Below are 26,640 nucleotides of genomic sequence, written 5' to 3'. Positions count from 1 at the left end.
AAAAAAGAAGCTGAATAATTTTTAAAAAATAGATGAAGCGATTTTTAAATTGTCCTTCTTACTTTTGAAGCTAATTATTTTTTGATTTCTGTTTGTCTAATTGTTACGCTTTTTGCCAATATGTGTGCATTTGGTCCAGAATGTCAATGACATCTTTGGTTAAATAAAGTGAGCGATTAGGTAATTCACCTTCAATCATCTGTACCATGTTCGCAATTTCATAATTTAAAGCTTGTGAAGTGCTGCCGCTTTCGATGAATTCTTTTGTACCATCGACATAAGTAATCTCAGCACGATCTGCACGTGGATAATCAGTAATTGTAATGTAGCCATTTTCATAAGCAACGATACCAACTTTAGGCATTTTTGCTCGGAAGGTTAGGCTAACAGTTGCTAATTCGTCCTGATCATTTCGTAAAATCGTAACCGATTGTTCATCAACGCCTGTTTCAAACGGAATCATCGTCGAAGCAACTACTTCTGGTTGAGTAGTTAGAAAGAAACGCGCAAACGAAACTGCGTAGGTACCAATATCAAGTAGAGCGCCGCCAGCTAAATCCGGATTGAAAAAACGATTAGTAGGATCTGGTTCCTTTGCACTACCAAAAGGAGCCTGAATCATTTTTAATTTACCTAATTTCTTGCTGTCAACTAGTGAATGAAGTCGTTGATAAAGTGGCATGTTAAAGATGGTCATTGCTTCAGCAAGAATCAACCCTTTTTCCTCCGCTAGTTTCATTGCCTCAGCTAACTCAGCAGTATTCATTGTGATTGCTTTTTCGCATAAGACGTGTTTTCCTGCTTCTAATGCTGCCAAAATGTGTGAAAGATGTTGGCGATTTGGTACAGCTATATAAATGATATCAATCTCGTCATCTGCCAAAAGGTCTTGATAACTTCCATAAGCTTTTTCAATACCATAATCTGTTGCAAATGCCTGTGCTTTGGCTAGCGAACGAGAAGCAACTGCGGATAGTGTACTTGAATTTTGATTGAAATTTTCAGCGAATTCTTTCGCAATTGTTCCTAAACCGATAATTCCCCATTGATATTTTTTCATGAGAGATAGCTCCTTTTTAATCTTTAAAATAGATGCAGTTTACCTATTAAGTATAGCAAAGTTTGACTTGATTTTAAGAAAAAGTGCCTAAACGATAAAAAAACTTGAAGGCGCAATGAAAAAGATGATTTTTTTTCTGAATTTAAGTAAAATGAAAAGAGGAGGGGATTCGGATGCATCAAGTATATATTGATCTTATTATAAGTGTATTATTAGAACAATTTGAATCAGAGCAATTTTTCTTAGACGAGTACCTACTAATCAATAAAGAAGAATGGGACGCATGGAAAAAGGGTGAAAAAAATTTACCATCTGAAGCTATGCAGAAAGTAAAAAATCTTTTTACTGATTATGAATGGATGTTGACCCAAAAAATTCTAAGACAGACAATTATTTTTCCAGAAAAGAGAACGATTGCTGTTGCTGAATACAAACAAATCAAGACACGAATTGCCCAAAAATGGTTGCACAGTGGCGTCGCAGAGGTTGAATTGATTCCGTTAAAAAATGAACAACATCCTAGCAGATACCTTGACTTGAAAGTGAGTATTCACTATGATGAATGGGGCTATGACGATATTTTGAATTTCCGATTGCCAGCGGATATTCAGCAACAAATCGAAGGCGAAAAAGTGGAACTTTTAGACTGGGTGAATGAAAACCTTGAGGAAACCTATGTCCATGAAGTAAACGCCGAGCATTAAAGGGAATGAAAGGATTTTTTAAGTGAAGAAAATTTTAGGTTTTGCTTCAGTCATTATTATGATTGGCGCGATGGGCTACATTTTTATGTCAGACCATAATGCTGGCGAAGTCGAAGCGACAAGACAAACAGAAGTAAAAAAAGCTGCAAAAAGTCCTAAAAAGGGGCTTGCCAGTATTACCGATACGACTGAAAGTTCATCAACAAATAAGAAAAGTAAACAAAAAACAAAAACGACGTCAGAATTACCTGATGTTAGTACAGATGACTGGAAGCTAGTATTAGTTGGACCAGAAAATAAGTTGGAAACTGAAGTAGATGAGTCAAGTCAATTGACGGCTTTATCAAATGGTTATTTGATTGATAAGAGAATTGAACCTGATTATCAAGAATTTGCCCAAGCAGCACAAGAGGCTGGTTATCCACTTGTCATGGTTTCAGCGTTTCGTTCAGTCACGTCACAAGAGCAAGTATTCGCACAACATGTCCAAGAAGTAATGGCACAACAGGGAATTACTGAAGAAGCAGCAACGAAAATCACGAAACAAACGATTACCGAGCCAGGCTATAGTGAGCATCATACGGGTTTAGCCGTCGATGTAGTTGATGAAGATTGGTACAACAACTATCCTTCAACTGTTTTGGAAGCTAGCTATGGCGATCAACCAGGTGCAAAATGGATTGCAGAAAATTGTGCTAAATATGGTTTTATTGTTCGCTATCCAAAAAATCGTGAAGATATTACCAAAATCACTTATGAACCTTGGCACCTTCGCTACGTGGGAAAAGAAAGTGCTGAATATATCACAAAAAATCAGTTGACGTTAGAAGAGTATTTGAATGAATTAAAGGAAAAGTAGGAACATAGATGGCAATTAAAAAATTCAAAAGTCGTCGACGGAAAAAAATGCGTTTCATCGTTTTATGCGCAGGAAGCTTACTCATCCTATTTGCTTTTTTTGCTTCTTTAAGAGGATTGATGACACCACTTACTGATCATTCGGCAGAGCAAGAAGCACAATCTCATCAAGAATTTATCCAACAACTTGTTCCGCATGCACAAGAATTACAAAATGCTTATGGTATCTTGCCGAGCATTATTCTGGGACAAGCAATTCTTGAATCAAACTGGGGGAAAAGCACGTTAGCGAGTGAATATAAAAATTTATTTGGAATCAAAGCTTATGGTGATCAAGAAAAAGTAAGTCTCGAAACCAAAGAATATGTCAACGAAGCATGGATTACGATTCAAGGTGAGTTTCGCGTATACCATTCATGGGAAGAATCCATGGATGACCATACTCAACTATTTATTCAAGGCGTTGACTGGAATCCGGCTTTGTACGAAAGAGTAATCACAGCAAGTAATTACCAAGAAGCTTCGCAAGCACTACAAGATGCAGGGTATGCAACAGATCCCACATATGCACAAAAAATTATTCAAGTAATTGAAACCTATCACCTTGATCAATACGATCGTAGATAACGCGGAGAGGAAGTGGCAGGATGGCAGAGTTTGTTCCTGAAATCATGACAGAATTAAGAAAAGATATTGTTCGTGTACCAGAAGTTATTTCGCAAGCAAGTGGAATTAAAGTTTTTGGTAAAAAAATTCGATCAATTATTTTTACAACGGATATTGCGATTATTAGAAACACGAATGCGAATGCAGTAATCGCAGTTTATCCTTTTACACCGCACCCAGCAATTACCAAAAGTATAATTGAAGCTGCGGACATTCCGGTATTTTCTGGTGTGGGAGGCGGTTTAACTCAGGGCGCTCGTTCTGCTTATATGAGTATGTTTGCTGAAGCACAAGGTTCCTTAGGCGTTGTTTTAAATGGACCAACGCCGTTAGAAACGGTTCGAGAAGTTTGTCGGATCGTTGACATCCCTGTAGTCAGCACGGTGACCTCTAAATATACAGAGCTTGATGAAAAGCTAGAAGCAGGTATTTCAATCATCAACATTAGTGCTGGTAAAGAAACTGCAGAAACTGTTCGTTATTTCCGAGAAAAGTATCCAGAACTACCAATTATTGCAACTGGTGGTCCAACAGAGGAAAGCATCTTGGAAACAATTGAAGCTGGAGCCAATGCTATCACCTATACACCGCCAACAAATGGTGAATTGTTCAGTGCGAAGATGGATAAGTATCGTCAACTTGAAAAAGAGAATCATCAAAATTAAAAGAGACCTTTTTAAACGCGAAGCAATTTAAATTGCTTCGCATTTTTCTTGTTTTTCAAGTAAAAATAGCTGAAAAAACGAACAAAACATGAAAATAATGAAAAAAGATTAGATTTTAGGAAATTTTTATTGAAAGTACATTGTCAGTTTCAGTAAGTAGTGTTAGACTATTTTCAATCTTTAATCAATCGAATTTTGTTTAGAAGGAAAAATTTTTAATGAAAAACGATTGATTTACCTGAGGATTCTGTTAAAAAAACAACTCCTCTGGCTTTAAACATCTTATCGAGTTATTGTATATTACTGACTTGTCAGTTCTACATACCTACTTATATATCGTCATAATATGGATGACAGTTTCTAGCCAATGCCGTAAAGATTGGACTATAAGTAAAAGAGTGGACAACACACCCTTTTTTGCTTATTTTAAAGTAGAAGGGTGTTTTTCTTTATCAGAAATTTTACGATAGAGTGTGGATGAAAAAGCTATTAATTGAACAAAAAATCAAGGAAAAGGGGCAAAAAAAGTGAAAGAATTAGTTGAACGCATCAAAAAAGATGGGCGTGTATTGGGTGAAGGTGTGCTAAAAGTTGATAGCTTTGTGACTCACCAAGTAGATCCAGTTTTGATGGAACAAATGGGTCAACGTTTTGCAGAAGTATTTAAAGATCAAGGAATTACCAAGGTGGTAACGATTGAAGCTTCTGGGATTGCGCCCGCTTTATATGCTGCAAAAGAATTGGGTGTGCCAATGATTTTTGCTAGAAAAGCAAAAAGTTTAACGATGGACGAAGAACTTTTAACAGCTTCTGTCTATTCTTTCACCAAACAAGTAACAAGCACGATTTCAATTTCACGAAAATTTTTATCAGAAAATGATAAAGTTTTAATTATTGATGATTTCTTGGCAAATGGTCAAGCTGCTAAAGGATTGATTGAGTTGTGTCAACAAGCTGGGGCAGAAGTTGAAGGAATCGGAATTGTCATTGAAAAATCTTTCCAAGATGGACGAGAATTACTTGAACAAATGGGACTACGTGTTGTTTCTTTAGCGCGTATCGCTTCCTTATCAAATGGTCAAGTTGAGTTTCTTGAGGAGGACGCATAACATTGGAAAAAGAAACGCAAAATGGAAAAGCAGCAGTCTTAGGGTTACAACATCTATTAGCAATGTATGCGGGTGCGGTTGCAGTGCCATTACTAATAGGAACAGGTCTTGGTTTTAATCAAGAACAAATGACTTACTTGATTTCAATTGATATTTTTATGTGTGGGTTAGCTACTTTACTACAACTGACTGTCAATCGTTTCTTTGGAATTGGTTTGCCTGTTGTTTTGGGTTGTGCAATCCAAGCAGTAGCTCCGTTGATTTTGATTGGTACAGATAAGGGTGTTGGTGCAATCTATGGTTCAATCATCGCATCTGGGATTTTTGTGGTATTAGCCGCAGGCTTCTTTTCTAAAATCAAAAAGTTATTTCCACCGCTTGTAACAGGAACTGTTATTACAGTCATTGGCTTGACCTTAATCCCTGTGGCAATTGAAAAAATGGGTGGCGGTAGTGCTGCTGCAACAAATTTTGGTGACAAAACTAATCTATTGTTGGCTTTTGTAACGATTGGATTGATTGTTGGTGTCCAAATGCTTGGCAAAGGATTTATTCGTTCAATTGCTGTATTGATTGGTTTAGTTGGCGGCAGCGTATTAGCTGGCTTGATGGGAATGATTAACCTAGAGGCAATTGGTCAAGCGCCATTGTTCCATGTACCACAACCATTTTATTTTGGAAAACCAACATTTGATGTCTGGTCTATTTTGCTAATGATTATTATTTCGATTGTTAGTATGGTTGAATCAACAGGTGTTTACTTTGCACTTGGCGATATTACTGGTAAAAAAGTTGGCGAAGAAGAGCTGAAAAAAGGTTATCGTGCGGAAGGGCTGGCAGTTATTCTTGGTGGTATTTTCAACACATTCCCTTATACTGGTTTTTCTCAAAATGTTGGGCTAGTTCAGTTATCCGGAATCAAAACAAGAAAACCAATTTACTTTTCGGCTGCATTCTTGATTATCTTAGGTCTGTTTCCAAAAATTGGTGCTATTGCCCAAATCATTCCTGAACCCGTACTTGGTGGCGGAATGTTAGTGATGTTTGGAATGGTGGCTGTTCAAGGAATTCGTATGTTGTTAGATGTTGATTTTGATAATGATAAAAATTTATTGATTGTTGCTGTTTCAATTGGTTTTGGATTAGGTTTCAACATCATGCCGTCTTTATTTGGACAGCTTCCTGAAACAATTCAAATGTTCACTGGTAACGGAATTGTTATGAGCAGTATTACAGCTATTGTCTTGAATTTGGTTTTTAATGGAATCAAAGAGGATGAAGCAATTATTGAAGAGGCATTCGAAAAATAAAAGTGAAAATAAAAGTAGCAGAAAATATTTTTTGTTACTTTTATTTTTTTGTTCAAAAAAACAAACACGAACGTTATTGTTGTATCGTTAATTAATATTCGATTTTTGTTTGACGTTGGAAAATTCACTTGTTAAAATATGAGTGTATTGTAGCAGAGAGGGGAAAAAGATCGTGGAAGTTGCAGTCATTATGGGAAGTATTTCGGATTGGGAAACTATGAAATTTGCTTGTGACATGTTAGATGAATTTGGTGTTGCCTATGAAAAAAAAGTTGTGTCAGCGCATCGCACACCAGATTTAATGTTTCAATTTGCGAAAGAAGCAAGAGAAAGAGGAATTAAAGTAATTATTGCAGGCGCAGGTGGTGCAGCCCATTTACCCGGAATGGTTGCTGCGCAGACAACACTACCAGTGATTGGTGTTCCTGTTCAATCACGAACATTAAATGGTTTAGACTCGTTATTATCGATTGTTCAAATGCCAGGTGGTGTGCCAGTAGCAACAACAGCAATTGGAAAAGCTGGCGCAATTAACGCCGGACTACTTGCGGTACAGATGCTTTCAATGTATGATTTAGAATTGGAAGCTAAATTGGCTGAAAGACGTTCAATGATGGCTGAAACTGTTATAGAAAGTAGTGATCAACTTGGTTAAACCATTACTGCCTGGATCAACGATTGGTATTGTCGGCGGCGGTCAATTAGGTCGGATGATGACAATTAGTGCAAAAGAAATGGGCTTTAAAGTAGGTGTATTAGATCCTGTTAGTGGTTGCCCAGCAGCTCAAGTGGCTGATTGGCATATCGAAAGTTCCTATGATGATACTTTTGCGTTAGAAGAACTTGCTAGACGAACAGATGTCATTACCTATGAATTTGAAAATGTAAGTGTGGAAGCACTTAATGCTATTTTACCAAAATCATTTATTCCACAAGGTACGGACTTGTTGGCAATTACGCAAGACCGCCTACTAGAAAAATCATTTTTAGAAACAAATAATATTGTGATTGCACCTTATGCAACAATTGTTAGTCCAACAGATATTCAAGATGCAATCGACGGAATTGGTTACCCTTGTGTTTTAAAAACGACACGCGGTGGGTATGATGGCAAAGGCCAATGTGTATTGTATGGCCGAGCTGACTTAGCACCAGCAATGGACTTATTACGTAAAGGAACTTGTGTGTTGGAAGCTTGGATTCCTTTTGAAAAAGAAATTTCTGTCATGGTGGCTGGCAACGGTCAAGGAGAGTACACAACATTTCCTGTGGTAGAAAATGTTCACCGAAATAATATTTTGCATGAAACAATTGCACCAGCTCGTGTACCTGCTGAAGTAGTCGAGGAAGCTGAGCGAATCGCAAAAGTAGTAGCAAAAGCAGTGAACCTCTCTGGTGTTTTAGGTGTCGAAATGTTTTTGACTAAGACAGGTGGTTTATATGTCAATGAGTTAGCACCAAGACCACATAATTCTGGACACTATTCAATTGAAGCTTGTTCAATGAGTCAATTCGATGCACACATTCGTGGTATTTGTGGTTGGCCTTTAAGTAAGATTCGGTTGCTAAGTGATGCTGTCATGGTCAATGTGTTAGGTGAACAGCTGTTAGAAAGCTATCGTTTAATTGAGAAAAAACCAGATTGGCAATTCCATTTCTACGGTAAGAGTCAAGCGCAAAAAGGGCGTAAAATGGGACATATCACTATTTTGACTGAAGATACGCATGAAACGCTAGAAGAAATCTATCAAACCAACATTTGGGACTAAAGGAGAAAGTTAAATGTTAGAACGTTATACACGACCTGAGATGGGAAATATCTGGACAGAAACAAATAAATATCAAGCTTGGTTGGAGGTTGAGATTTTAGCAGATGAAGCTTGGGCAGAACTTGGCGATATTCCTAAAGAAGATGTGAGAAAAATCCGGGAAAATGCTTCATTTGATATCAATCGAATTTTAGAGATTGAAAAATCAACACGCCACGATGTTGTAGCTTTCACGCGTGCAGTATCTGAAACACTTGGCGAAGAACGTAAGTGGGTACATTATGGGTTAACAAGTACAGATGTTGTTGATACTGCCTATGGTTATTTAATCAAACAAGCGAATGATATTTTGCGTGAAGACTTAAAACGATTCACAGAAATTATTGGTGAAAAAGCAAAAGAACATAAATATACAGTCATGATGGGGCGGACACACGGGGTTCATGCTGAACCAACGACATTTGGCTTGAAATTAGCTACTTGGTACTCTGAAATGAAACGGAATATTGAACGGTTTGAACATGCAGCTAAAGGTGTAGAAGCTGGAAAAATTTCTGGTGCAGTAGGAACATTTGCGAATATTCCACCATTCATTGAAGAATATGTTTGTGAAAATTTAGGCATTCGACCACAAGAAATCTCAACCCAAGTTTTACCGCGCGATTTACACGCTGAATACTTTGCAACAATGGCATTGATTGCAACGAGTATTGAACGATTTGCGACAGAAATTCGTGGGTTGCAAAAATCAGAAACGCGTGAAGTCGAAGAGTTTTTTGCTAAAGGGCAAAAGGGATCTTCTGCAATGCCACATAAACGCAATCCAATTGGGTCGGAGAACATGTCTGGTTTGGCGAGAGTGATTCGTGGACATATGGTTACTGCGTACGAAAATGTTTCTTTATGGCATGAAAGAGATATTTCTCATTCATCTGCTGAACGAATTATTTTACCTGATACAACGATCCTTTTGGATTATATGTTGAATCGTTTTGGAAATATCGTGAAGAATCTGACGGTCTTCCCAGAAAATATGAAACGTAATATGGATGCCACATTTGGCTTGATTTATAGTCAAAGAGTATTGTTAAAATTAATTGATAAAGGCATGACACGTGAAGAAGCGTATGATTTAGTTCAACCAAAAACTGCGCAAGCGTGGGATGAGCAAACAGCTTTCCGTCCTTTATTGGAAAACGATACTAAAATCACTTCTGTGTTATCAGCAGAAGATATTGAAGATGCGTTTGACTATCACTACCATTTAAAAAATGTCGACGCAATTTTTGAACGTGTTGGCTTGGCATAAGTCGATGAAACGCTACAGCAAAAAATGCTGTAGCGTTTTTTTGTGTAAATAAATAAAGAGGTTTGCCACTGATCTGGCAGACCTCTTTTGTTTTTTTCAGTTAGTAGAACATTCGCTGATTACTTACGCAAGTGCTTGCGTATTTGTAAAATGAAGCGAGTGAAGCAGATTGAGTAAATAATCAATGAAATCATAATTGTATTCTTGAGTGTTAAACACGATTTGGATACGATATTGATTTTTGAATACTTTTTGTTCATGAATTTGATTGATTAACAACTCATGATTGGAATTCGTTTGATAGTGTGCAGTTTTTTTCCGGCATTCAGCATGACGTTTCGTTGCACGGCGAATTTTTCGGAAAGTATAAAAGCTTGTATCTTTATTGCACAGATAAACATCTTTGATACCCAATAAATCGTTGTATAAGCGAGCACGTTCTTCTGGTGTTAGTTCAGAAAGGAATTGTTGTGCAGTATAAGTTGAATCTTCCATATGCTAGTGCCTCCTTGAATAAACATACATGGTAATCACACGTTTACTATACCATTAAGTTTTTCTGATGTAAACGCTTCGGTTAAGGGTGTTTTTACACATTGATTGTCTAAAAGCGAACATTAGATGATTCTAATGCTAATAATGTACAGTAGTTGGTTGATTTACCTAAAAAGTGTTGTTAAAATCAAAAGTGAAAAGACGAACAAAAACAACTGTTTATCAATTAAATGTAAGTTTATAAGGAGAGAGACTTGTGGAGAAAGCGGAATTGTTATACGAAGGAAAAGCAAAAAAAATGTTTGCAACAGAGGACAAACAAGTGATTTGGGTTGAATATCTTGATCAAGCAACTGCATTGAATGGGGTCATGAAAGACCAAATTCAAGGAAAAGGGGAATTAAATAATCAGATCACTAGCCGAATTTTCCAATACTTAACAAAAAAAGGAATTGACAATCATTTCATTGATATTTTGTCAAAAACCGAACAATTAGTAAAAAAAGTCGAAGTGATTCCTTTGGAGGTAGTTGTCAGAAATTTTGCAGCGGGAAGCTTCTCCAAACGATTAGCGGTACCAGAAGGAACCTTGTTACCTGAACCAATCATCGAATTTTATTATAAAGATGATTCGTTAGATGATCCGTTTATCAATGAAGCACACATTGCATTCTTAGAACTTGCAACACCAGCTGAAATTCAAGAAATCAAGTTGATCGCCTTACAAGTCAACGAAGCTTTACAGGAATTATTTGCGGGTATCGACTTACAGTTGATTGATTTTAAATTAGAGTTTGGTCGTTTAGCAGATGGAAAAATCTTACTTGCTGATGAGATTTCTCCTGATACTTGCCGTTTATGGGATAGTGACTCTCATGAGCATATGGATAAAGATGTGTATCGTCGAAAAATCGGTAATTTGGTTCCAGTTTATCAAGAAGTGTTGACTCGGTTGAACAATTATTCATTCTAATAATCATTGCTACTTAAAAAACTTACTTTTAAAGGAGAAAAACAAATGTATTTTGTAAAAGTTTATGTGACGTATAAAGATTCTGTATTAGATCCACAAGGAGAAGCGGTAAAACATGCAGTGCATCGAATGGGTTATGAAGAGATTACAGAAATTCGTATGGGAAAATACTTTGAAATTCAAGTTGCACCATCACAAGTATCGGTTGAAGAAACGATTGAACAAATTTGTGACAAATTATTAGCGAATGTCAACATGGAAACATATCGTTACGAAATTGAGGAAATGGAGGAAGTTTAGCATGAAGTTTGCAGTGATTGTTTTTCCTGGCTCAAACTGTGATGCAGATATGCTGTGGGCTGTGCAAGAAATTATGGGTGTGGAAGCAGCCTATGTTCGTTACGATGAAGATTCACTTTCTGGATTTGACGGTGTATTACTTCCTGGTGGTTTTTCTTACGGTGATTATCTTCGTTGTGGAGCAATTGCTCGCTTTTCGACAATTATGCGAGAAGTGATTCGTTTTGCTGAAGAAGGCAAACCAGTATTTGGAACGTGTAATGGATTCCAAATTTTAACTGAAGCAGGATTACTCCCTGGTGTTCTACGCAGAAATGAGTCGTTACAATTTATTTGCAAGACAGTTCCGTTAAGAGTTGCAAATAATCAAACGGCGTTTACCTCAGAATATCGTGAGGGTGAAGTGATTCAATTGCCAGTCGCTCATGGTGAAGGAAATTATTTTTGTGACGAAGAAACGTTACGTGAACTAAAGGAAAATAATCAAATCGTTTTTACGTATGAAGAAGAAAATATCAATGGCAGTGTGGAACGTATCGCAGGAATTACGAACCAAGCTGGAAATGTTCTGGGAATGATGCCTCATCCTGAACGTGCGATGGAGCAGTTATTAGGTTCAGAAGACGGAAAACGTTTCTTTCAATCAATGATCAAAAACTTCGGGAAGGTGACTGTTTAGATGAAAACAATGATGGAGCCAACAGCACAAGAAATCAAAGAGCAGAAAATCTACACTGAGTGGGGTTTGTCTGATGAAGAATACCGCATGATTGAAGAAGATATATTGGGTAGAATGCCTAATTATACTGAAACAGGTCTGTTTTCTGTTATGTGGAGTGAACATTGTTCTTATAAGAATTCCAAACCTGTTCTACGAAAATTCCCGGTTACTGGACCGAACGTTTTGCAAGGACCTGGTGAAGGAGCTGGGATTGTGGATATCGGTGATGGGCAAGCAGTCGTTTTTAAGGCAGAAAGTCATAATCATCCTTCTGCTGTAGAACCTTATGAAGGTGCAGCAACTGGAGTTGGCGGGATTATTCGTGATATTTTCAGCATGGGTGCACGACCAATTGCGTTGCTTGACTCTTTACGTTTTGGTGAGCTGAATAATTCACGCACAAAATATTTACTTGATGAAGTAGTTGCGGGAATTGGTGGTTATGGTAATTGTATTGGTATCCCAACAGTTGGTGGCGAGATTGCTTTTGATGCTTGTTATGAAGGGAATCCATTAGTCAATGCGATGTGTGTTGGGTTGATTGACCATAAAGATATTCAAAAAGGTCAGGCATCAGGTGTCGGAAATTCTATTATGTATGTCGGAGCTAAAACAGGTCGTGACGGTATCCATGGTGCAACATTTGCTTCAGAGGAGTTTAGTCAAGAAGAAGAACAGCAACGCTCTGCTGTTCAAGTTGGTGATCCTTTCATGGAAAAATTGTTGTTGGAAGCCTGCCTTGAGTTGATTCTGAAACATGCAGAAATTTTAGTAGGTATCCAAGACATGGGTGCTGCGGGATTGGTATCATCCAGTTCAGAAATGGCTTCCAAAGCAGGATCAGGTTTGATTTTAACGCTAGATGATGTGCCCCAACGAGAAACAGACATGTCTCCTTATGAAATGATGTTATCTGAATCTCAAGAACGTATGTTAATTTGCGTCAAAGCTGGTGCAGAGGAAGAAGTAAAAGCGTTATTCAAAAAATATGATTTAGATGCTGTAACAATTGGAAAGGTAACAGATGATGGCCAATATCGTTTATATCATCATGGAAATGAAGTGGCTAACTTACCAGTTGATGCTTTGGCAGAAGATGCACCAGTTTACGACAAGCCAAGAAAAGAACCAGCGAGAATGGCGGAGTTTCGAACAATGCCAGCATATGTGCCTGTCATTGGCGACCCAAACGAAACACTCTTATCGTTATTAGCGCAACCAACAATTGCTTCAAAGAAGTCAATTTACGAAACGTACGACTCTCAAGTTCAAACAAATACCGTTGTTCGTCCGGGAAGTGATGCAGCTGTTTTACGAATCCGCGGAACGAAAAAAGCTTTAGCAATGACAACTGATTGTAATGCAAGATACCTTTATTTAAATCCAGAAATCGGTGGTCAGATTGCAGTTGCTGAAGCAGCACGAAATATTGTTGCTAGCGGTGGAAAACCTTTAGCAATTACAGATTGCTTGAACTATGGTTCACCGGATAAGCCTGAAGTTTTTTGGGAACTTTGGCACTCGGCAGATGGAATAGCAGAAGCTTGTCGTACCTTTGAAACACCAGTTATTTCTGGAAACGTGTCACTTTACAATGAAACAGATGGCAAGGCAATCTATCCAACTCCGATGATTGGTATGGTAGGTTTGATTGAATCGCATGAGCAGATTACTACGCAGGAATTTAAGCAAGCAGGAGATCAAATTTATGTTATTGGTCAAACAGGCAATGATTTTAATGGGAGCGAGATTCAAAAGCTTTTGACAGGAACGATTCAAGGTCAGTTAACTAATTTTGATTTAGCAGTTGAAAAGAAAAATCAAGACTTAATGTTAGCTGCTATTCAACAAGGCTTGGTAGCTAGTTCTCATGATTGTTCTGAAGGTGGCCTGGCGGTTGCCATTGCAGAAGCTGCTTTTGCGAATGGATTAGGTGTTAAAGTTCAAGTCGAGTTGACTGTTGCGGAACTTTTCTCGGAAACACAATCACGATTTGTGGTGTCAATCAATTCGGAAAATCAGACAGCTTTTGAACAATTAGCAGGAGAACAGGCTTACCATCTTGGTGAAGTAACAGCTGATTCTCAATTGCGAATGCAAGCAGTTGATGGCGAAATCAATCTAACAACTCAAATGGCTAAAGCAAGCTGGGAGGAAGCTATTCCATGTCTTATGAAGTAAAAAGTTTGAATGAGGAATGTGGGATTTTTGGTGTCTGGGGACATCAGGATGCAGCAAGTGTTACTTATTTTGGCTTGCATAGCCTACAACATCGTGGCCAAGAAGGTGCGGGGATTGTTTCGAATGATGAAGGCAGACTCCATGGGCATCGCGATCTTGGTTTATTATCAGAAGTATTCAAAGATCAACGAAAATTAACTCAATTAACAGGAAATGCAGCAATTGGTCATGTGCGCTACGCGACTGCGGGAAATGGAAGTGTCGATAATATCCAACCATTTTTATTCAAGTTTTATGATGTTTCGGTTGGCTTAGCCCACAATGGTAATTTGACCAATGCTCGCTCTTTGCGAAAAGAATTAGAGCAAGATGGAGCCATTTTTCATTCAAATTCGGATACAGAAATTTTAATGCATTTGATACGTCGAAGTGACGAAGAAACATTTTTAGCAAAATTAAAAGCATCTTTGAACAAAGTAAAAGGCGGTTTTGCGTATTTACTAATGACAGAAGACGCAATGATTGCGGCGCTTGATCCTAATGGGTTCCGTCCATTAGCAATTGGACAGATGAAAAATGGTGCTTATGTCGTTGCCTCTGAAACCTGTGCTTTAGAAGTAGTTGGTGCAGAATTTCTCCGTGATGTGCACCCCGGAGAAGTAGTGATAATCAACGATGAAGGACTAAGAATTGAAACGTACACACAAGATACACAGCTAGCAATCTGTTCAATGGAGTATATCTATTTTGCACGACCAGATTCGAATATCAATGGGGTCAATGTCCATACTGCTCGAAAAAATATGGGTAAAAATCTAGCGGAAGAAGCACCAATCGAGGCAGATATGGTGGTAGGTGTCCCCAATTCTTCTTTGTCAGCTGCCAGTGGGTATGCTGAAGCTAGTGGAATTCCTTATGAAATTGGTTTAGTAAAAAACCAATATATTGCGCGAACCTTCATTCAACCTACACCAGAGTTACGCGAACAAGGTGTGCGTATGAAACTATCAGCTGTTCGAGGAGTAGTAGAAGGTAAAAAAATCGTGATGGTAGACGACTCAATTGTACGTGGTACGACAAGTCGACGAATCGTCCGGCTATTAAAAGAAGCTGGGGCGAAAGAGGTCCATGTTCGAATTGCTTCTCCACCCCTAAAATATCCTTGTTTTTACGGAATCGACATTCAAACGAGGAAAGAATTGATTGCTGCTAATCATAGTATCGAAGAAATTCGGCAATGTATTGGTGCAGATTCTTTAGAATTCCTTAGTGAGGAAGGTTTGATTACTGCCATTGGGTTAAAAGAAGAAGCGCCTTATTCAGGATTATGTATGGCTTATTTTAATGGTGACTATCCAACTCCTTTGTATGATTATGAGGAGAAATACCAAGCATCTCTAAAAGAAAAAGTTTCGTTTTTCTAATAATAAAGGAGTGAATCATCGCATGAAAAATGCATATGCAAAAGCTGGCGTGGATGTCGAAGCTGGTTATGAAGTTGTTGAACGAATCAAAAAACATGTCAAAAAAACGGAACGTCTTGGTGTAATGGGCGCGCTAGGCGGTTTTGGTGGTTGTTTTGATCTTTCGTTGTTTGATGTCAAAGAACCTGTTTTAGTTTCGGGAACGGATGGCGTTGGAACAAAATTAGCAGTAGCAATTGAAGCTGGTCAACATGATACGATTGGCATTGATTGTGTCGCAATGTGTGTGAATGATATTTTAGCCCAAGGGGCAGAGCCTCTTTATTTCTTAGATTACTTAGCTACTGGAAAGAACCAACCAGAAAAATTAGAGCAAGTGGTTGCAGGTGTAGCAAATGGTTGCGTTCAAGCAAATATGGCGCTGATTGGCGGAGAAACGGCTGAGATGCCAGGAATGTATCAAGGAGACGACTATGATTTAGCCGGTTTTGCCGTTGGGATTGCTGAAAAATCACAACTGATTACAGGAGCGTTGATTGAACCTGGAGATATTTTATTAGGATTACCTTCAAGTGGGATTCATTCAAATGGGTATTCGTTAGTACGGAAAATTTTCTTTGAAGAACATCAACTCACAACTGATAGTATTTTGCCGGAATTAAATGAAACATTAGCTGATAGTTTATTAGTTCCAACAAGAATTTATGTTGCAAGTCTTTTGCCATTGATCAAAAAAAATCTATTGAAAGGCTGTGCGCACATTACCGGTGGTGGTTTTGTAGAGAACATTCCCCGAATGTTGCCAGCTGGAGTCAGCGCAAATATTCAACTAGGAAGCTGGCCGATTTTACCAATTTTTGATTGTTTACAAAGCTATGGAAAGCTGTCCTCTCCGGAAATGTATGAAATTTTTAATATGGGGATTGGAATGGTCGTTGCTGTTTCACCAGAAAAAGTAGCTGAGGTCACGGCTGCTTTTGCAGAGCAAGGAGAGACTTTTTACCAAATCGGTGAAATTGTCCCAGAAGACACACAGAAAATTATTTTCACTGGAGAAACGGCATGAAATTAGCCATTTTTGCTTCGGGTAATGGAAGTAACTTTCAAGCTTTGGTAACGAATCTAAGAGAAAAAAAGCTAGCTGTCACGGTTGACTGGTTATTTTGTGACCAGCCAGAGGCGCATGTGCTGCAAAGGGCAGAAGAATTGGGAGTTCCTGCTAGTCAGTTTTCGCCAAAAGATTTTGCAAATAAAGTAGCGTATGAACAGGAGATACTACGGCAGTTGCGTGAACGAAAAATTGATTTGGTTATTTTGGCTGGCTACATGCGAATTGTGGGGCCTACTTTGCTGACGGCATTTGAAAATAAAATTGTGAATATTCACCCCTCGTTATTGCCGAATTTTCCCGGATTGCACGGGATTCGTGATGCATATGAAGCAGGAGTGGCAACCACGGGTGTGACTGTTCATTTAATTGATGCAGGTGTCGATACAGGCCCAATCATTCGCCAAGAAAAAGTCGAGATTGAGCCAACAGATACCTTGGAAATTCTTGAACAAAAAATCCATGCAGTCGAGCATCGAATTTATCCAGAAATCGTCGAAGAAATGATCAAAAATGGAGGCTATTTAAAATGACAAGAGCGTTGATTAGTGTATCAGACAAAACAGGAATTGTTGACTTTGCAAAAGGCTTGATTGCTAATAATATCGAAATTATCTCAACAGGTGGAACGAAAAAAGCATTAGATCAAGCAGGTGTCAAAACAATTTCTATTGATGAGGTCACTGGTTTTCCAGAAATGATGGATGGCAGAGTGAAAACCTTGCATCCGAAGATTCACGGTGGACTTTTAGGGCGCCGAGATGTCGTTGAACATATGGAAGACATGGCGCGCGGTGAAATCCTGCCAATCGATTTTGTTTGTGTGAATCTTTATCCATTTAAGGAAACCATTTTAAAACCAGAAGTAACTGAACAAGAGGCGATTGAAAATATTGATATTGGTGGCCCAAGTATGTTGCGAAGTGGTGCTAAAAATCATGAATTTGTCACAGTAATCGTTGATCCGGCAGATTATTCATTGGTACTTCAAGAATTAGAAGCCCACGGGGAAACTCAGTTAGCCACTCGAAAACGTCTAGCAGCGAAAGTCTTTCGCCATACGGCTGCATACGATGCGTTAATTGCTCAGTATTTGACAGAGATGGTGGATGAAAAAGAACCAGAAAAATTAACGTTGACGTATGAGCGAAAACAAGATTTGCGTTACGGCGAAAATAGTCATCAAGAAGCAGCTTTTTATCAATCTGCTTTACCGGAAGAATATTCGATTGCTGCAGCAAAACAAGTACATGGCAAGGAACTCTCATTCAACAATATTCGTGATGCAGATGCAGCGCTAAGAATTGCCCAGGAGTATGATGAACCAACAGTTGTTGCGTTGAAACATATGAATCCGTGTGGCATTGGAACGGCACCAACGATTTTTGAAGCTTGGAATTACGCGTTTGAAGCAGACCCAGTCTCGATTTTTGGCGGAATTATTGTTTTGAATCGTGAGGTGGATGTAGCTACTGCGGAAAAAATGCATGAACTATTTTTAGAAATTATTATTGCCCCGGGATTCACTGATGCTGCACTAGAAGTTTTGAAGAAAAAGAAAAATCTGCGTATTTTAACAATCAGCTTTGAACAAAGAACAGCCAGCATAGTTGATGAAACAGTTTCTGTTTTAGGTGGTTTATTAGTTCAAAATCAAGATTTAGCAATGGAACATGAAGAAGACTGGACTGTAGTGACAGAAAAGAAACCCACAGTAGAACAAATGGAGGCATTAGCATTTGCTTGGAAAGCGGTGAAGCATGTTAAATCCAATGCTATCGTTGTTGCAAATGAACACCAAACTGTGGGGATAGGTGCAGGACAAATGAATCGTGTGGGTTCTGTCAAGATAGCGATTGAACAAGCAGGTGAAAAACTAGAAGGTGCAGTATTGGCTAGTGATGCGTTTTTCCCAATGGATGATTCTGTTGAATATGCTGCAACACATGGAATTAAGGCAATCATTCAGCCGGGTGGAAGTATCAAAGATCAGGCTTCAATTGATATGGCTAATCATTATGACATTGCGATGGTCTTTACTAATGTACGTCATTTTAGACATTAAACTTTAGTGGAAAAGGAGTAACTCATGAAAATTTTGATTATAGGTGCAGGCGGTCGCGAGCATGCGATTGGGAAAAAAATGGCGGATAGTCCGTTAGTTGAAACAGTCTACTGCGCCCCGGGAAATCCTGGAATGAAAAAGGATGGGATACAACCAGTCACAATTGCAGAAACAGATCATGATGCGCTCATCTCATTTGCAAAAGAAAAGCACATTTCTTGGACATTTGTTGGGCCAGAAGTTCCTTTGTTAAATGGAATTGTCGATGACTTTATGGCGGCAGATTTGAAAATTTTTGGACCAACAAAACGTGCAGCGTTGATTGAGGGATCTAAAAGTTTTGCTAAACAACTAATGAAAGAGTGTCAGATTCCGACAGCTGAATCCCGAACGTTTAATGATTATGAGCTGGCTATAGCTTATATCAAAGAAAAAGGCGCACCGATTGTTGTAAAAGCAGATGGTTTAGCTGCTGGTAAAGGTGTCGTTGTCGCGATGACGATGGAAGAAGCTGTACAAGCCGCAAAGGACATGTTGAAGAGTCATCGATTTGGTGAAAGCGGGAGTCAAATTGTGGTTGAAGAGTTTCTGGAAGGGGAAGAGTTCTCGCTTTTAGCGTTTGTTCGTGGCACAGAAGTTTATCCAATGGTAATTTCACAAGACCATAAACGAGCGTATGACTTAGACAAAGGACCAAATACTGGGGGAATGGGTGCTTATTCGCCAGTCCCACAAATTCCGGAAGAGATGATTAATGAAGCTATTGAAACGATTTTGAAACCAGCGGCGCAGGGCATGGTTGAACAAGGTCGTTCTTTCACGGGTATCTTGTACGCTGGTTTGATTGCAACCGTTGATGGACCGAAAGTGATTGAATTCAATGCTCGATTTGGTGATCCAGAAACACAAGTTGTTTTACCAAGACTAGTGAATGATTTTGCTCAAGTGATTGATGATCTACTAGAAAATCGTTCAATCGAATTAGAATGGTCGCAAGGTGATTTTCATGTGGGTGTTGTTGTCGCTGCTGAAGGTTACCCGGCAACGTATGAAACAGAGATGGTGTTGCCAGATTTTTCTGATGAACCGCATGTTCAGGTATATTATGCAGGTGTGGCAGAAAAAGAAGGACGTTTAGTTGGAAAGGGTGGAAGAATCTATTTAGTCGAAGCCAAAGCTGAAACGTTAGAGCAAGCACAAAAATTTATTTATGAAGCACTTCGAAGAAAAGAAACGACCAAAACATTTTATCGGCATGACATTGGAAACAAGGCATTAAAATTAGTCAAAGAGAAATCATCGGCTAAAAGATAAAAATATTTTTGATTTGATAAAGCCTTTTCATAGAAGTTGTGCTACACTTTTATTGTGTAAAAAAGGAGGAATTTTTTATGAAACAGGTTCAATTTGGAACAGTAAATCACGCAGTTTCAGCAGTGATTCTTGGTTGTATGCGTATCAATAGTGCGAAAGATCCAGTTAAGGCAATCGAGACTGCTTATGATAATGGAATCAATTTCTTTGATCATGCAGATATCTATGGAAATGGTGAATGTGAATCAATTTTTGCAGACGCATTGGCAAAAACTTCGTTGAAGCGTGAAGATCTATTTATCCAAACAAAATGTGGAATCGTTCCAGGAGTTATGTTTGATTTTTCAAAAGAACATATTATTGCCTCTGTCGAAGGCAGTTTACAACGCTTAAAAATGGATTATGTAGACGCTTTGTTGTTGCATCGACCAGATACATTAGTCGAACCTGATGAAGTCGCTGCAGCTTTTGATGAATTAGAAAAAGCGGGTAAAGTTCGCTATTTTGGTGTAAGTAATCAAAAACCAATGCAAATCGAGCTATTGAAAAAATCAGTACGTCAACCTTTAGTAGCTAACCAATTACAGTTTGGTTTAAAGCATTCAGAAATGGTTGATCAAGGAATTCATGTGAACATGACGGACGCTGCAAGTATCGATCATGATGGCAGTGTACTAGATTATTCAAGGTTGCATGATATGACAATTCAAGCATGGTCTCCTTATCAATATGGTTTTTTTGAAGGTGTCTTTATCGGTAATGAAAAATTCCCAGAATTAAATCAAAAATTAAACGAAATGGCTGAAAAATACAACACAACACCAACTGGTTTAGCTTCAGCCTGGATCTTGCGTCATCCAGCAAACATGCAAGTGATTGCTGGGACGATGAATCTTAGCCGAATTGAAGAAATTGCAAAAGCTTCTGAAATTATGTTAACAAGAGAAGATTGGTATGATCTATACATGGCTGCAGGAAATATTTTGCCATAGAACTTGGTGTGTAGTATTGGTTATCCGATAACTAAAAAAACAGGACTTGCTATTTTTTGTAGCAAGTCCTGTTTTTGTTTTTTTGCCTTTTTTCCGAACATTACCCTGTTTAAAGGAACAGATTATTGAAAAAAGTCTAAGAAAACGCATTATTCGTAAAATGTTCATGGTTTTCGCTTGATTTTTTTATTTAGTTGAGTTAAATTACATAGGGCGCTAAAAAATGCCTGAATAAAACGAAGAATGTTCGTGTTTTACTGAACTGAACATTAGGAGGACAATTTGATGAAAGTATTTGATTACGAAGATATCCAACTAATTCCGAATAAATGTATCGTAAATAGCCGATCAGAGTGTGACACAACAGTGACTTTAGGTAAGCACTCATTTAAAATGCCAGTAGTACCTGCAAACATGCAAACAATTATTGATGAGTCAATTGCAGAATTTTTAGCAAAAAACGGCTATTTTTATATTATGCACCGTTTTGATGAAGAAGCGCGTATCCCATTTATAAAAAAAATGAAACAAGAAGGATATATCTCATCAATTAGTGTCGGTGTAAAAGAAAACGAATATGCTTTCGTTGAAGAATTAGCACAAAAAAATCTAGTACCAGATTACATCACAATTGACATTGCTCACGGGCATTCCAATTCAGTAATTAACATGATTCAACATATAAAAAAACATCTTCCTGAAACATTTGTGATTGCGGGAAATGTTGGGACACCTGAAGCAGTTCGTGAATTAGAAAATGCTGGCGCTGATGCAACAAAGGTTGGCATTGGACCAGGAAAAGTTTGCATCACGAAAATCAAAACAGGTTTTGGAACAGGTGGCTGGCAGTTAGCTGCGTTAAGATGGTGTGCAAAAGCTGCTCGTAAACCAATTATTGCAGATGGCGGGATTCGGACACATGGAGATGTGGCGAAATCAGTTCGTTTTGGTGCAACGATGGTTATGATCGGTTCACTATTTGCTGGACACGAAGAATCTCCGGGCGAAACAAAAGTTGAAAATGGAGTTGTTTATAAAGAGTATTTTGGCTCCGCTTCTGAATTTCAAAAAGGCGAAAAGAAAAACGTTGAAGGTAAGAAAATTTGGATTCAACACAAAGGTTCACTAAAAGATACGTTAGTTGAAATGCAACAAGATTTACAATCTTCAATTTCTTATGCAGGTGGACGTGACTTAGAAGCGATTCGCAAAGTGGATTATGTAATCGTGAAGAATTCTATTTTTAATGGAGATACAATTTAAAATAGAAAAATTTTTCAATCTTAAATAGTAGTAAGTAGAGTGTCAGATGAATCTTTGTCTGATGCTCTTTTTTTTGGATTGAGAAAATAGGTTACGCAAAAATTTGTTATTTTTATTTCTTTTTTTTCGAAAATTCAGCTACAATAGAAGATGGAAAGAAAAGGAGAATGGAAGTTATGAAAAAAGTAAAAGTATTATCTGTTTTTGGTACAAGACCAGAAGCGATTAAGATGGCGCCTTTAGTTAAAGCTCTTGCAAAAGATGAACGCTTTATTGGAAAAGTTGCCGTTACGGCGCAGCATCGGGAAATGCTTGATCAAGTGTTAGAAGTATTTGAAATTACTCCTGATTATGATTTGAATTTGATGAAAGGTGGACAAACTTTAGCAGGAATTACTTCAAGAATTCTTGATGATTTGACACCTGTGTTATTAGAAGAACAACCAGACATCGTTTTAGTTCATGGAGATACAACAACGACTTATGCGAGTGCGACAGCAGCGTTCTATCAACAAATCAAAGTTGGCCACGTGGAAGCGGGTTTGCGAACTTGGAATAAGTGGTCGCCATTCCCTGAAGAAATGAATCGTCAATTGACAGATGTCTTAAGTGATATTTATTTTGCACCAACAAGTCAAAGCAAAGAAAACTTAGAAAAAGAAAATCATCCAACAGATGCTATTTTTGTAACTGGGAATACTGCAATTGATGCAATGGGCTACACTGTTGATGATGAATATCAAAGTGAACATCTACCAGCATCAAAAGAGGATAAAATGGTCTTGGTGACAATGCATCGCCGCGAAAATATCGGTCAACCAATGCGTCAAGTATTCCAAGCAATTGCGCGTGTTGCCAATGAACATCCAGAAGTGAAATTTATTTTTCCGATGCATCGCAATCCAAAAGTACGTGAAGAAGCAATTGGCATTCTGGGGGATTTAGCTAATGTATCATTGATTGAGCCTTTAGACGTTGTCGATTTCCATAATTTTGCAGCACGAAGTTATTTGATTTTGACGGATTCTGGTGGTGTTCAAGAAGAAGCACCGTCACTTGGCGTACCGGTACTTGTCTTGCGTGATACCACAGAGCGCCCAGAAGGTGTTGAGGCAGGTACTTTGAAAATGGTTGGAACAGATGAAGAAACTGTCTATGACGAAACAACTCGTTTGCTTGAAAGCAAAGAAGCACATCAAGAAATGGCGCATGCCTCCAATCCATATGGTGATGGCCAAGCAAGTCAACGTATTTTAGATGCAATGGCGTATTACTTTAATATAGAAGAAAACCGACCAACTGATTTTGAATAATGGTTATTTTTTCGTAAGTTTTATTCTTTTTTTAGAGATAAAAAGTAAGTGAGGAGATCTCATGTGGCAAAAAATTGATAAGGCACAAGGACCTGCATATCGACAAATGATGGATCAAATCATGCGGAAAATCGAACAAGGCGAATTAAATCCAGGAGAGCGACTTGCTTCGGAACGGAAGTTAGCAGAGGCTTTCGGGGTGAATCGTTCCACCGTGGTTCATGCATTGGAAGAGTTACGTGCGCTTGGAATTTTGACAAGTAAACAAGGTAGTGGACGTTACGTCAATCAAACGGAATGGGGCAAGTTTTCCATTCCGAGAATTGACTGGCGTCAACTGATTGCTCATCGATATGAGCAGTCAATTAATCATTATGAAGAAAAAATCAATCGTGGAAAAAAACAAACCAGTGCGTTTCTTGATTTGTATTCTAGTGAAATGCCGAATGAGTTATTACCTGATTTTCAATTTCCCTCTTATTCATTAGCAGATATATTAATGGAAGAAAAGAGAATGAATCGCTATGGCTACTTGCCTTTGAAAGAAAAAATCACAGGATATTTAAAAGAAGAACTTCAATTGACATTTGCTGCGGACCAACTTTTGGTCACGGGTGGCGGTCAGCAAGCTATTTTTTTGATTTTGCAAACCATTTTGTCGTCAGGAGATGCAATCGCGGTAGAATCACCGTCCTTTTTCTATCGTCTTCCTTTGTTTAAAGCAGCGGGGATTCGCCTTTTTGGTGTAGCGATGGATGAAGAAGGAATTGATTTGAAGCAGTTAGAAACATCAATTTTAAAAAATCAGGTAAAAGCTGTCTTAGTCAATCCTAATTTTCAAAATCCTACGGGAAAAGTCATGAGTCAGAAAAGACGCGAAGCGCTTGTGCAATTATGTCGTCGATACCAATTGCCTATTATTGAAGATGATGTTTTTACTGATTTTTCTTTTTCGGAGATGAATGAGGTCCAACCGCTACGGTTACTTGATCCAGATAATGTCTTATATATTGGTTCTTTGTCACGCGTTTTAGGTCGAACGACAAAAATCGGTTGGGTATTAGGTCCTGAAACATTAATCGCTCGCTTAGCAAATGCACAAGAAATGATGGAGTTTTCACTAAGTATCGTTTCACAAATGTTAGCAACGAGTGTTTTTGATGAAGCTTTTCTCTCGAAAATGTCATTAGTGCGGCAACAATTAGTTAAGCGAAGTCAACGATTGATTGATTGGTCGAAGGAGCAAACTTTTTTTGAGTTACATCCAATAAAAGGTGGTTACTATGCTTGGCTGACGTGGGAAGGTAAGCAATTATCAACGGAGATTGCGGATGAATTAATTGCGCAAGGGTTAGGGATTGCTCCAGCGCAATTATTTGGAGAAGAAGTGAACGGGTTGCGATTGAACTTCAGTCGGCTATCAGAAGAAGAGTTACCAAAATTTAGTGAATTAATGAACCAAGCAGCAGAAATGCTAAAAAAATAAAGAAAACTGTAACAGCATAGTGATTTTTCTATGCTGTTTTTTTGTTGATGAATTTTTTTACAGAAGTTCGGTATAACAGCTTCATTAGTTGTTTGTAAAGTTATGCACGATCCTAGAATGCGTCGAGAATAAACTTTTATAAAAGTTGTAACAACAAGGTTTCTAAATAGAAACAGTTCGATGTTTTGCTATTAAAATACGGAGGATTTTTTTAAGTAAAATGTAAACCGCTTTCTTGTTTGTGATTCAATTCACTATCGCTGATGTAGCAAGGATTATTTTTATAAAAAATTATCGTGAATTTATGGGCTTATAACTTGTATTTCTCCATGATACATGATAATTTATGTATGAAGCCGGTTAAATAGTGATACAGATTCTATTACTGTTTCAATCGTAGCTAGAAGAGAATTTCTTATAGACGAGAGAGGAATGTGTGACAAATGGCAAACAAAAAAGCACCAATCGACTTCCAGGCTTTACTTGATGAAGTCAATTCAGATTTTCCAGTTTATCAAGCACTTGATCAAGATGGAAAAGTTGTAAATGAAGATTTGATCCCTGATTTATCAGATGATGAATTAGTTGAGTTAATGACAAAAATGGTTTGGTCACGTGTCTTGGATCAACGTTCAACAGCATTGAACCGTCAAGGACGTCTTGGATTTTTTGCGCCTACAGCAGGCCAAGAAGCAAGCCAACTTGCGAGTGCATTTGCTTTTGACAAAGAAGACGTTTTATTACCTGGTTATCGTGATGTTCCCCAACTTGTTCAACACGGCTTACCATTAACGCAAGCGTTTTTATGGTCTCGTGGACATGTTGCTGGTAATTTATATCCGGAAGAATTGAAAGCTCTACCACCGCAAATTATTATTGGTGCACAGTACGTTCAAGCTGCTGGTGTAGCACTAGGCTTGAAAAAACGTAACAAGAAAAACGTTGTCTTCACTTATACTGGTGATGGCGGTTCTTCACAAGGAGATTTCTACGAAGCAATTAACTTTGCGGGTGCTTACCATGCAAATGCTGTTTTCTATATTCAAAATAACGGTTTTGCAATTTCAACACCTCGTGAAAAACAAACAGCTGCTAAAACATTAGCACAAAAAGCTGTTGCAGCTGGAATTCCTGGTATCCAAGTTGATGGAATGGATCCACTAGCTGTTTATACTGTTTCAAAAATGGCTCGTGATTGGGCAATTAGCGGAAAAGGTCCTGTGTTGATTGAAACATTGACTTATCGTTATGGTCCACATACTTTATCAGGTGATGATCCAACACGTTACCGTTCAAAAGAGATGGATGGCGAGTGGCAAAAGAAAGATCCATTGATTCGTTTCCGTAACTATCTAGTTGAAAAAGGATTATGGTCTGAAGAAAAAGAAGAACAAGTAATTGAACAAACAAAAGAAGAAATTAAAGAAGCAATTGCAGAAGCTGATAAAGTACCAAAACAAAAAGTTTCGGATTTCTTGAAGAATATGTTTGAAGAATCACCACAAACAATTAAAGAACAAATTGCAATCTATGAAGCGAAGGAGTCGAAATAATC

At 38.2% G+C, this 26,640-nt stretch carries 25 protein-coding genes and 1 riboswitch; of the genes, 23 read left to right on the top strand and 2 right to left on the bottom strand.

Annotated features, from left to right (window positions below; genetic code table 11):
- Positions 1 to 103: 103 nt before the first annotated feature.
- Positions 104 to 1,060, bottom strand: coding sequence for a Gfo/Idh/MocA family protein (locus IGJ66_RS07915; protein ID WP_430616474.1), 957 nt, complete (start codon positions 1,058 to 1,060; stop codon positions 104 to 106).
- Positions 1,061 to 1,233: 173 nt separating this feature from the next.
- Between IGJ66_RS07915 and IGJ66_RS07910 the strand changes: the two genes are divergently transcribed.
- The 9 genes from IGJ66_RS07910 to purB all read left to right on the top strand — a co-directional run bounded on the left by IGJ66_RS07910 (position 1,234) and on the right by purB (position 9,450).
- Complete coding sequence (locus tag IGJ66_RS07910) at positions 1,234 to 1,764, top strand: hypothetical protein (protein ID WP_067481146.1); 531 nt, start codon at positions 1,234 to 1,236, stop codon at positions 1,762 to 1,764.
- Between the two features lie 22 nt (positions 1,765 to 1,786).
- The gene (locus tag IGJ66_RS07905; protein ID WP_067481149.1) at positions 1,787 to 2,623 is read left to right on the top strand and encodes a M15 family metallopeptidase; all 837 of its coding nucleotides are present in this window, start codon (positions 1,787 to 1,789) and stop codon (positions 2,621 to 2,623) included.
- 8 nt (positions 2,624 to 2,631) lie between these two features.
- Positions 2,632 to 3,249, top strand: a complete 618-nt coding sequence (locus IGJ66_RS07900; protein ID WP_067481152.1) for a glycoside hydrolase family 73 protein — start codon at positions 2,632 to 2,634, stop codon at positions 3,247 to 3,249.
- A gap of 20 nt (positions 3,250 to 3,269) precedes the next feature.
- Complete coding sequence (locus IGJ66_RS07895) at positions 3,270 to 3,953, top strand: hydrolase (RefSeq protein ID WP_067481155.1); 684 nt, start codon at positions 3,270 to 3,272, stop codon at positions 3,951 to 3,953.
- Positions 3,954 to 4,262: 309 nt separating this feature from the next.
- Positions 4,263 to 4,360, top strand: a riboswitch (purine riboswitch).
- Between the two features lie 120 nt (positions 4,361 to 4,480).
- Positions 4,481 to 5,062 carry a xanthine phosphoribosyltransferase gene (locus IGJ66_RS07890; RefSeq protein WP_095803717.1) on the top strand — a complete coding sequence of 194 codons (582 nt, stop codon included), beginning with the start codon at positions 4,481 to 4,483 and terminating at the stop codon, positions 5,060 to 5,062.
- 2 nt (positions 5,063 to 5,064) lie between these two features.
- A complete protein-coding gene (locus IGJ66_RS07885; protein ID WP_430616473.1) occupies positions 5,065 to 6,372 on the top strand; it encodes a nucleobase:cation symporter-2 family protein in 1,308 nt (435 codons plus the stop codon).
- A gap of 172 nt (positions 6,373 to 6,544) precedes the next feature.
- Positions 6,545 to 7,027: a 5-(carboxyamino)imidazole ribonucleotide mutase gene (gene purE / locus IGJ66_RS07880; RefSeq protein WP_256869131.1), complete on the top strand. Its 483-nt coding sequence runs from the start codon at positions 6,545 to 6,547 to the stop codon at positions 7,025 to 7,027.
- Positions 7,020 to 8,141 carry a 5-(carboxyamino)imidazole ribonucleotide synthase gene (purK, locus tag IGJ66_RS07875; protein WP_172843728.1) on the top strand — a complete coding sequence of 374 codons (1,122 nt, stop codon included), beginning with the start codon at positions 7,020 to 7,022 and terminating at the stop codon, positions 8,139 to 8,141. Before purE ends, purK begins: the two co-directional genes overlap by 8 nt.
- 13 nt (positions 8,142 to 8,154) lie before the next feature.
- Complete coding sequence (gene purB, locus IGJ66_RS07870; RefSeq protein ID WP_430616472.1) at positions 8,155 to 9,450, top strand: adenylosuccinate lyase; 1,296 nt, start codon at positions 8,155 to 8,157, stop codon at positions 9,448 to 9,450.
- 123 nt (positions 9,451 to 9,573) lie between these two features.
- On the opposite strand, the gene IGJ66_RS07865 is transcribed toward purB, so the two are convergent.
- Complete coding sequence (locus tag IGJ66_RS07865; RefSeq protein WP_067481170.1) at positions 9,574 to 9,945, bottom strand: hypothetical protein; 372 nt, start codon at positions 9,943 to 9,945, stop codon at positions 9,574 to 9,576.
- A gap of 256 nt (positions 9,946 to 10,201) precedes the next feature.
- Here IGJ66_RS07865 and purC point away from each other — a divergent pair, with 256 nt between their 5' ends.
- From purC to pdhA, 14 genes are all read left to right on the top strand, one after another.
- Complete coding sequence (gene purC / locus IGJ66_RS07860) at positions 10,202 to 10,918, top strand: phosphoribosylaminoimidazolesuccinocarboxamide synthase (protein WP_086270869.1); 717 nt, start codon at positions 10,202 to 10,204, stop codon at positions 10,916 to 10,918.
- 45 nt (positions 10,919 to 10,963) lie between these two features.
- Complete coding sequence (purS, locus tag IGJ66_RS07855) at positions 10,964 to 11,218, top strand: phosphoribosylformylglycinamidine synthase subunit PurS (protein ID WP_430616471.1); 255 nt, start codon at positions 10,964 to 10,966, stop codon at positions 11,216 to 11,218.
- Between the two features lies 1 nt (position 11,219).
- Positions 11,220 to 11,897, top strand: a complete 678-nt coding sequence (gene purQ, locus IGJ66_RS07850) for a phosphoribosylformylglycinamidine synthase subunit PurQ (RefSeq protein WP_430616470.1) — start codon at positions 11,220 to 11,222, stop codon at positions 11,895 to 11,897.
- Positions 11,898 to 14,120, top strand: a complete 2,223-nt coding sequence (purL, locus tag IGJ66_RS07845) for a phosphoribosylformylglycinamidine synthase subunit PurL (protein ID WP_430616469.1) — start codon at positions 11,898 to 11,900, stop codon at positions 14,118 to 14,120. It begins immediately after the preceding gene.
- The gene (gene purF, locus IGJ66_RS07840; RefSeq protein WP_067481185.1) at positions 14,105 to 15,544 is read left to right on the top strand and encodes an amidophosphoribosyltransferase; all 1,440 of its coding nucleotides are present in this window, start codon (positions 14,105 to 14,107) and stop codon (positions 15,542 to 15,544) included. Before purL ends, purF begins: the two co-directional genes overlap by 16 nt.
- A 22-nt stretch (positions 15,545 to 15,566) precedes the next feature.
- Positions 15,567 to 16,610 (top strand): phosphoribosylformylglycinamidine cyclo-ligase, encoded by a 1,044-nt coding sequence (purM, locus tag IGJ66_RS07835; RefSeq protein WP_430616468.1) that lies wholly within the window; start codon positions 15,567 to 15,569, stop codon positions 16,608 to 16,610.
- On the top strand, positions 16,607 to 17,185 hold the full coding sequence (gene purN, locus IGJ66_RS07830) for a phosphoribosylglycinamide formyltransferase (RefSeq protein ID WP_430616467.1): 579 nt from the start codon (positions 16,607 to 16,609) through the stop codon (positions 17,183 to 17,185). The genes purM and purN overlap by 4 nt, the downstream gene beginning before the upstream one ends.
- The gene (gene purH, locus IGJ66_RS07825; protein ID WP_430616466.1) at positions 17,182 to 18,717 is read left to right on the top strand and encodes a bifunctional phosphoribosylaminoimidazolecarboxamide formyltransferase/IMP cyclohydrolase; all 1,536 of its coding nucleotides are present in this window, start codon (positions 17,182 to 17,184) and stop codon (positions 18,715 to 18,717) included. The genes purN and purH overlap by 4 nt, the downstream gene beginning before the upstream one ends.
- 24 nt (positions 18,718 to 18,741) lie before the next feature.
- Complete coding sequence (purD, locus tag IGJ66_RS07820) at positions 18,742 to 20,031, top strand: phosphoribosylamine--glycine ligase (protein ID WP_430616465.1); 1,290 nt, start codon at positions 18,742 to 18,744, stop codon at positions 20,029 to 20,031.
- A 77-nt stretch (positions 20,032 to 20,108) separates the two neighbouring features.
- On the top strand, positions 20,109 to 21,023 hold the full coding sequence (locus IGJ66_RS07815; protein ID WP_270346398.1) for an aldo/keto reductase: 915 nt from the start codon (positions 20,109 to 20,111) through the stop codon (positions 21,021 to 21,023).
- Between the two features lie 285 nt (positions 21,024 to 21,308).
- The gene (guaC, locus tag IGJ66_RS07810; RefSeq protein WP_067481199.1) at positions 21,309 to 22,286 is read left to right on the top strand and encodes a GMP reductase; all 978 of its coding nucleotides are present in this window, start codon (positions 21,309 to 21,311) and stop codon (positions 22,284 to 22,286) included.
- Between the two features lie 176 nt (positions 22,287 to 22,462).
- Positions 22,463 to 23,599, top strand: coding sequence for a non-hydrolyzing UDP-N-acetylglucosamine 2-epimerase (wecB, locus tag IGJ66_RS07805; protein ID WP_218657856.1), 1,137 nt, complete (start codon positions 22,463 to 22,465; stop codon positions 23,597 to 23,599).
- A gap of 61 nt (positions 23,600 to 23,660) precedes the next feature.
- Positions 23,661 to 25,085: a PLP-dependent aminotransferase family protein gene (locus tag IGJ66_RS07800; protein WP_067481203.1), complete on the top strand. Its 1,425-nt coding sequence runs from the start codon at positions 23,661 to 23,663 to the stop codon at positions 25,083 to 25,085.
- A gap of 443 nt (positions 25,086 to 25,528) precedes the next feature.
- Complete coding sequence (gene pdhA, locus IGJ66_RS07795; RefSeq protein WP_067481205.1) at positions 25,529 to 26,638, top strand: pyruvate dehydrogenase (acetyl-transferring) E1 component subunit alpha; 1,110 nt, start codon at positions 25,529 to 25,531, stop codon at positions 26,636 to 26,638.
- Positions 26,639 to 26,640: the final 2 nt, after the last annotated feature.

The sequence above is a fragment of the Enterococcus sp. DIV0176 genome (genome assembly GCF_050528535.1).
GTDB classification, from domain to species: Bacteria; Bacillota; Bacilli; order Lactobacillales; family Enterococcaceae; genus Enterococcus_B; species Enterococcus_B thailandicus.
This window is presented reverse-complemented; position numbering and strand designations above follow the sequence as displayed.

Bases quoted from the DNA above. Each gene is read 5' to 3' on its own strand.
- purB (WP_430616472.1), top strand. From the start codon at position 8,155: ATGTTAGAACGTTATACACGACCTGAGATGGGAAATATCTGGACAGAA.
- pdhA (WP_067481205.1), top strand. From the start codon at position 25,529: ATGGCAAACAAAAAAGCACCAATCGACTTCCAGGCTTTACTTGATGAA.
- IGJ66_RS07815 (WP_270346398.1), top strand. From the start codon at position 20,109: ATGAAACAGGTTCAATTTGGAACAGTAAATCACGCAGTTTCAGCAGTG.
- IGJ66_RS07865 (WP_067481170.1), bottom strand. From the start codon at position 9,945: ATGGAAGATTCAACTTATACTGCACAACAATTCCTTTCTGAACTAACA.
- purQ (WP_430616470.1), top strand. From the start codon at position 11,220: ATGAAGTTTGCAGTGATTGTTTTTCCTGGCTCAAACTGTGATGCAGAT.
- purD (WP_430616465.1), top strand. From the start codon at position 18,742: ATGAAAATTTTGATTATAGGTGCAGGCGGTCGCGAGCATGCGATTGGG.
- wecB (WP_218657856.1), top strand. From the start codon at position 22,463: ATGAAAAAAGTAAAAGTATTATCTGTTTTTGGTACAAGACCAGAAGCG.
- purL (WP_430616469.1), top strand. From the start codon at position 11,898: ATGAAAACAATGATGGAGCCAACAGCACAAGAAATCAAAGAGCAGAAA.
- purF (WP_067481185.1), top strand. From the start codon at position 14,105: ATGTCTTATGAAGTAAAAAGTTTGAATGAGGAATGTGGGATTTTTGGT.
- IGJ66_RS07915 (WP_430616474.1), bottom strand. From the start codon at position 1,060: ATGAAAAAATATCAATGGGGAATTATCGGTTTAGGAACAATTGCGAAA.
- IGJ66_RS07910 (WP_067481146.1), top strand. From the start codon at position 1,234: ATGCATCAAGTATATATTGATCTTATTATAAGTGTATTATTAGAACAA.
- purH (WP_430616466.1), top strand. From the start codon at position 17,182: ATGACAAGAGCGTTGATTAGTGTATCAGACAAAACAGGAATTGTTGAC.
- IGJ66_RS07800 (WP_067481203.1), top strand. From the start codon at position 23,661: ATGTGGCAAAAAATTGATAAGGCACAAGGACCTGCATATCGACAAATG.
- purS (WP_430616471.1), top strand. From the start codon at position 10,964: ATGTATTTTGTAAAAGTTTATGTGACGTATAAAGATTCTGTATTAGAT.
- IGJ66_RS07900 (WP_067481152.1), top strand. From the start codon at position 2,632: ATGGCAATTAAAAAATTCAAAAGTCGTCGACGGAAAAAAATGCGTTTC.
- guaC (WP_067481199.1), top strand. From the start codon at position 21,309: ATGAAAGTATTTGATTACGAAGATATCCAACTAATTCCGAATAAATGT.
- IGJ66_RS07895 (WP_067481155.1), top strand. From the start codon at position 3,270: ATGGCAGAGTTTGTTCCTGAAATCATGACAGAATTAAGAAAAGATATT.
- purM (WP_430616468.1), top strand. From the start codon at position 15,567: ATGAAAAATGCATATGCAAAAGCTGGCGTGGATGTCGAAGCTGGTTAT.
- purN (WP_430616467.1), top strand. From the start codon at position 16,607: ATGAAATTAGCCATTTTTGCTTCGGGTAATGGAAGTAACTTTCAAGCT.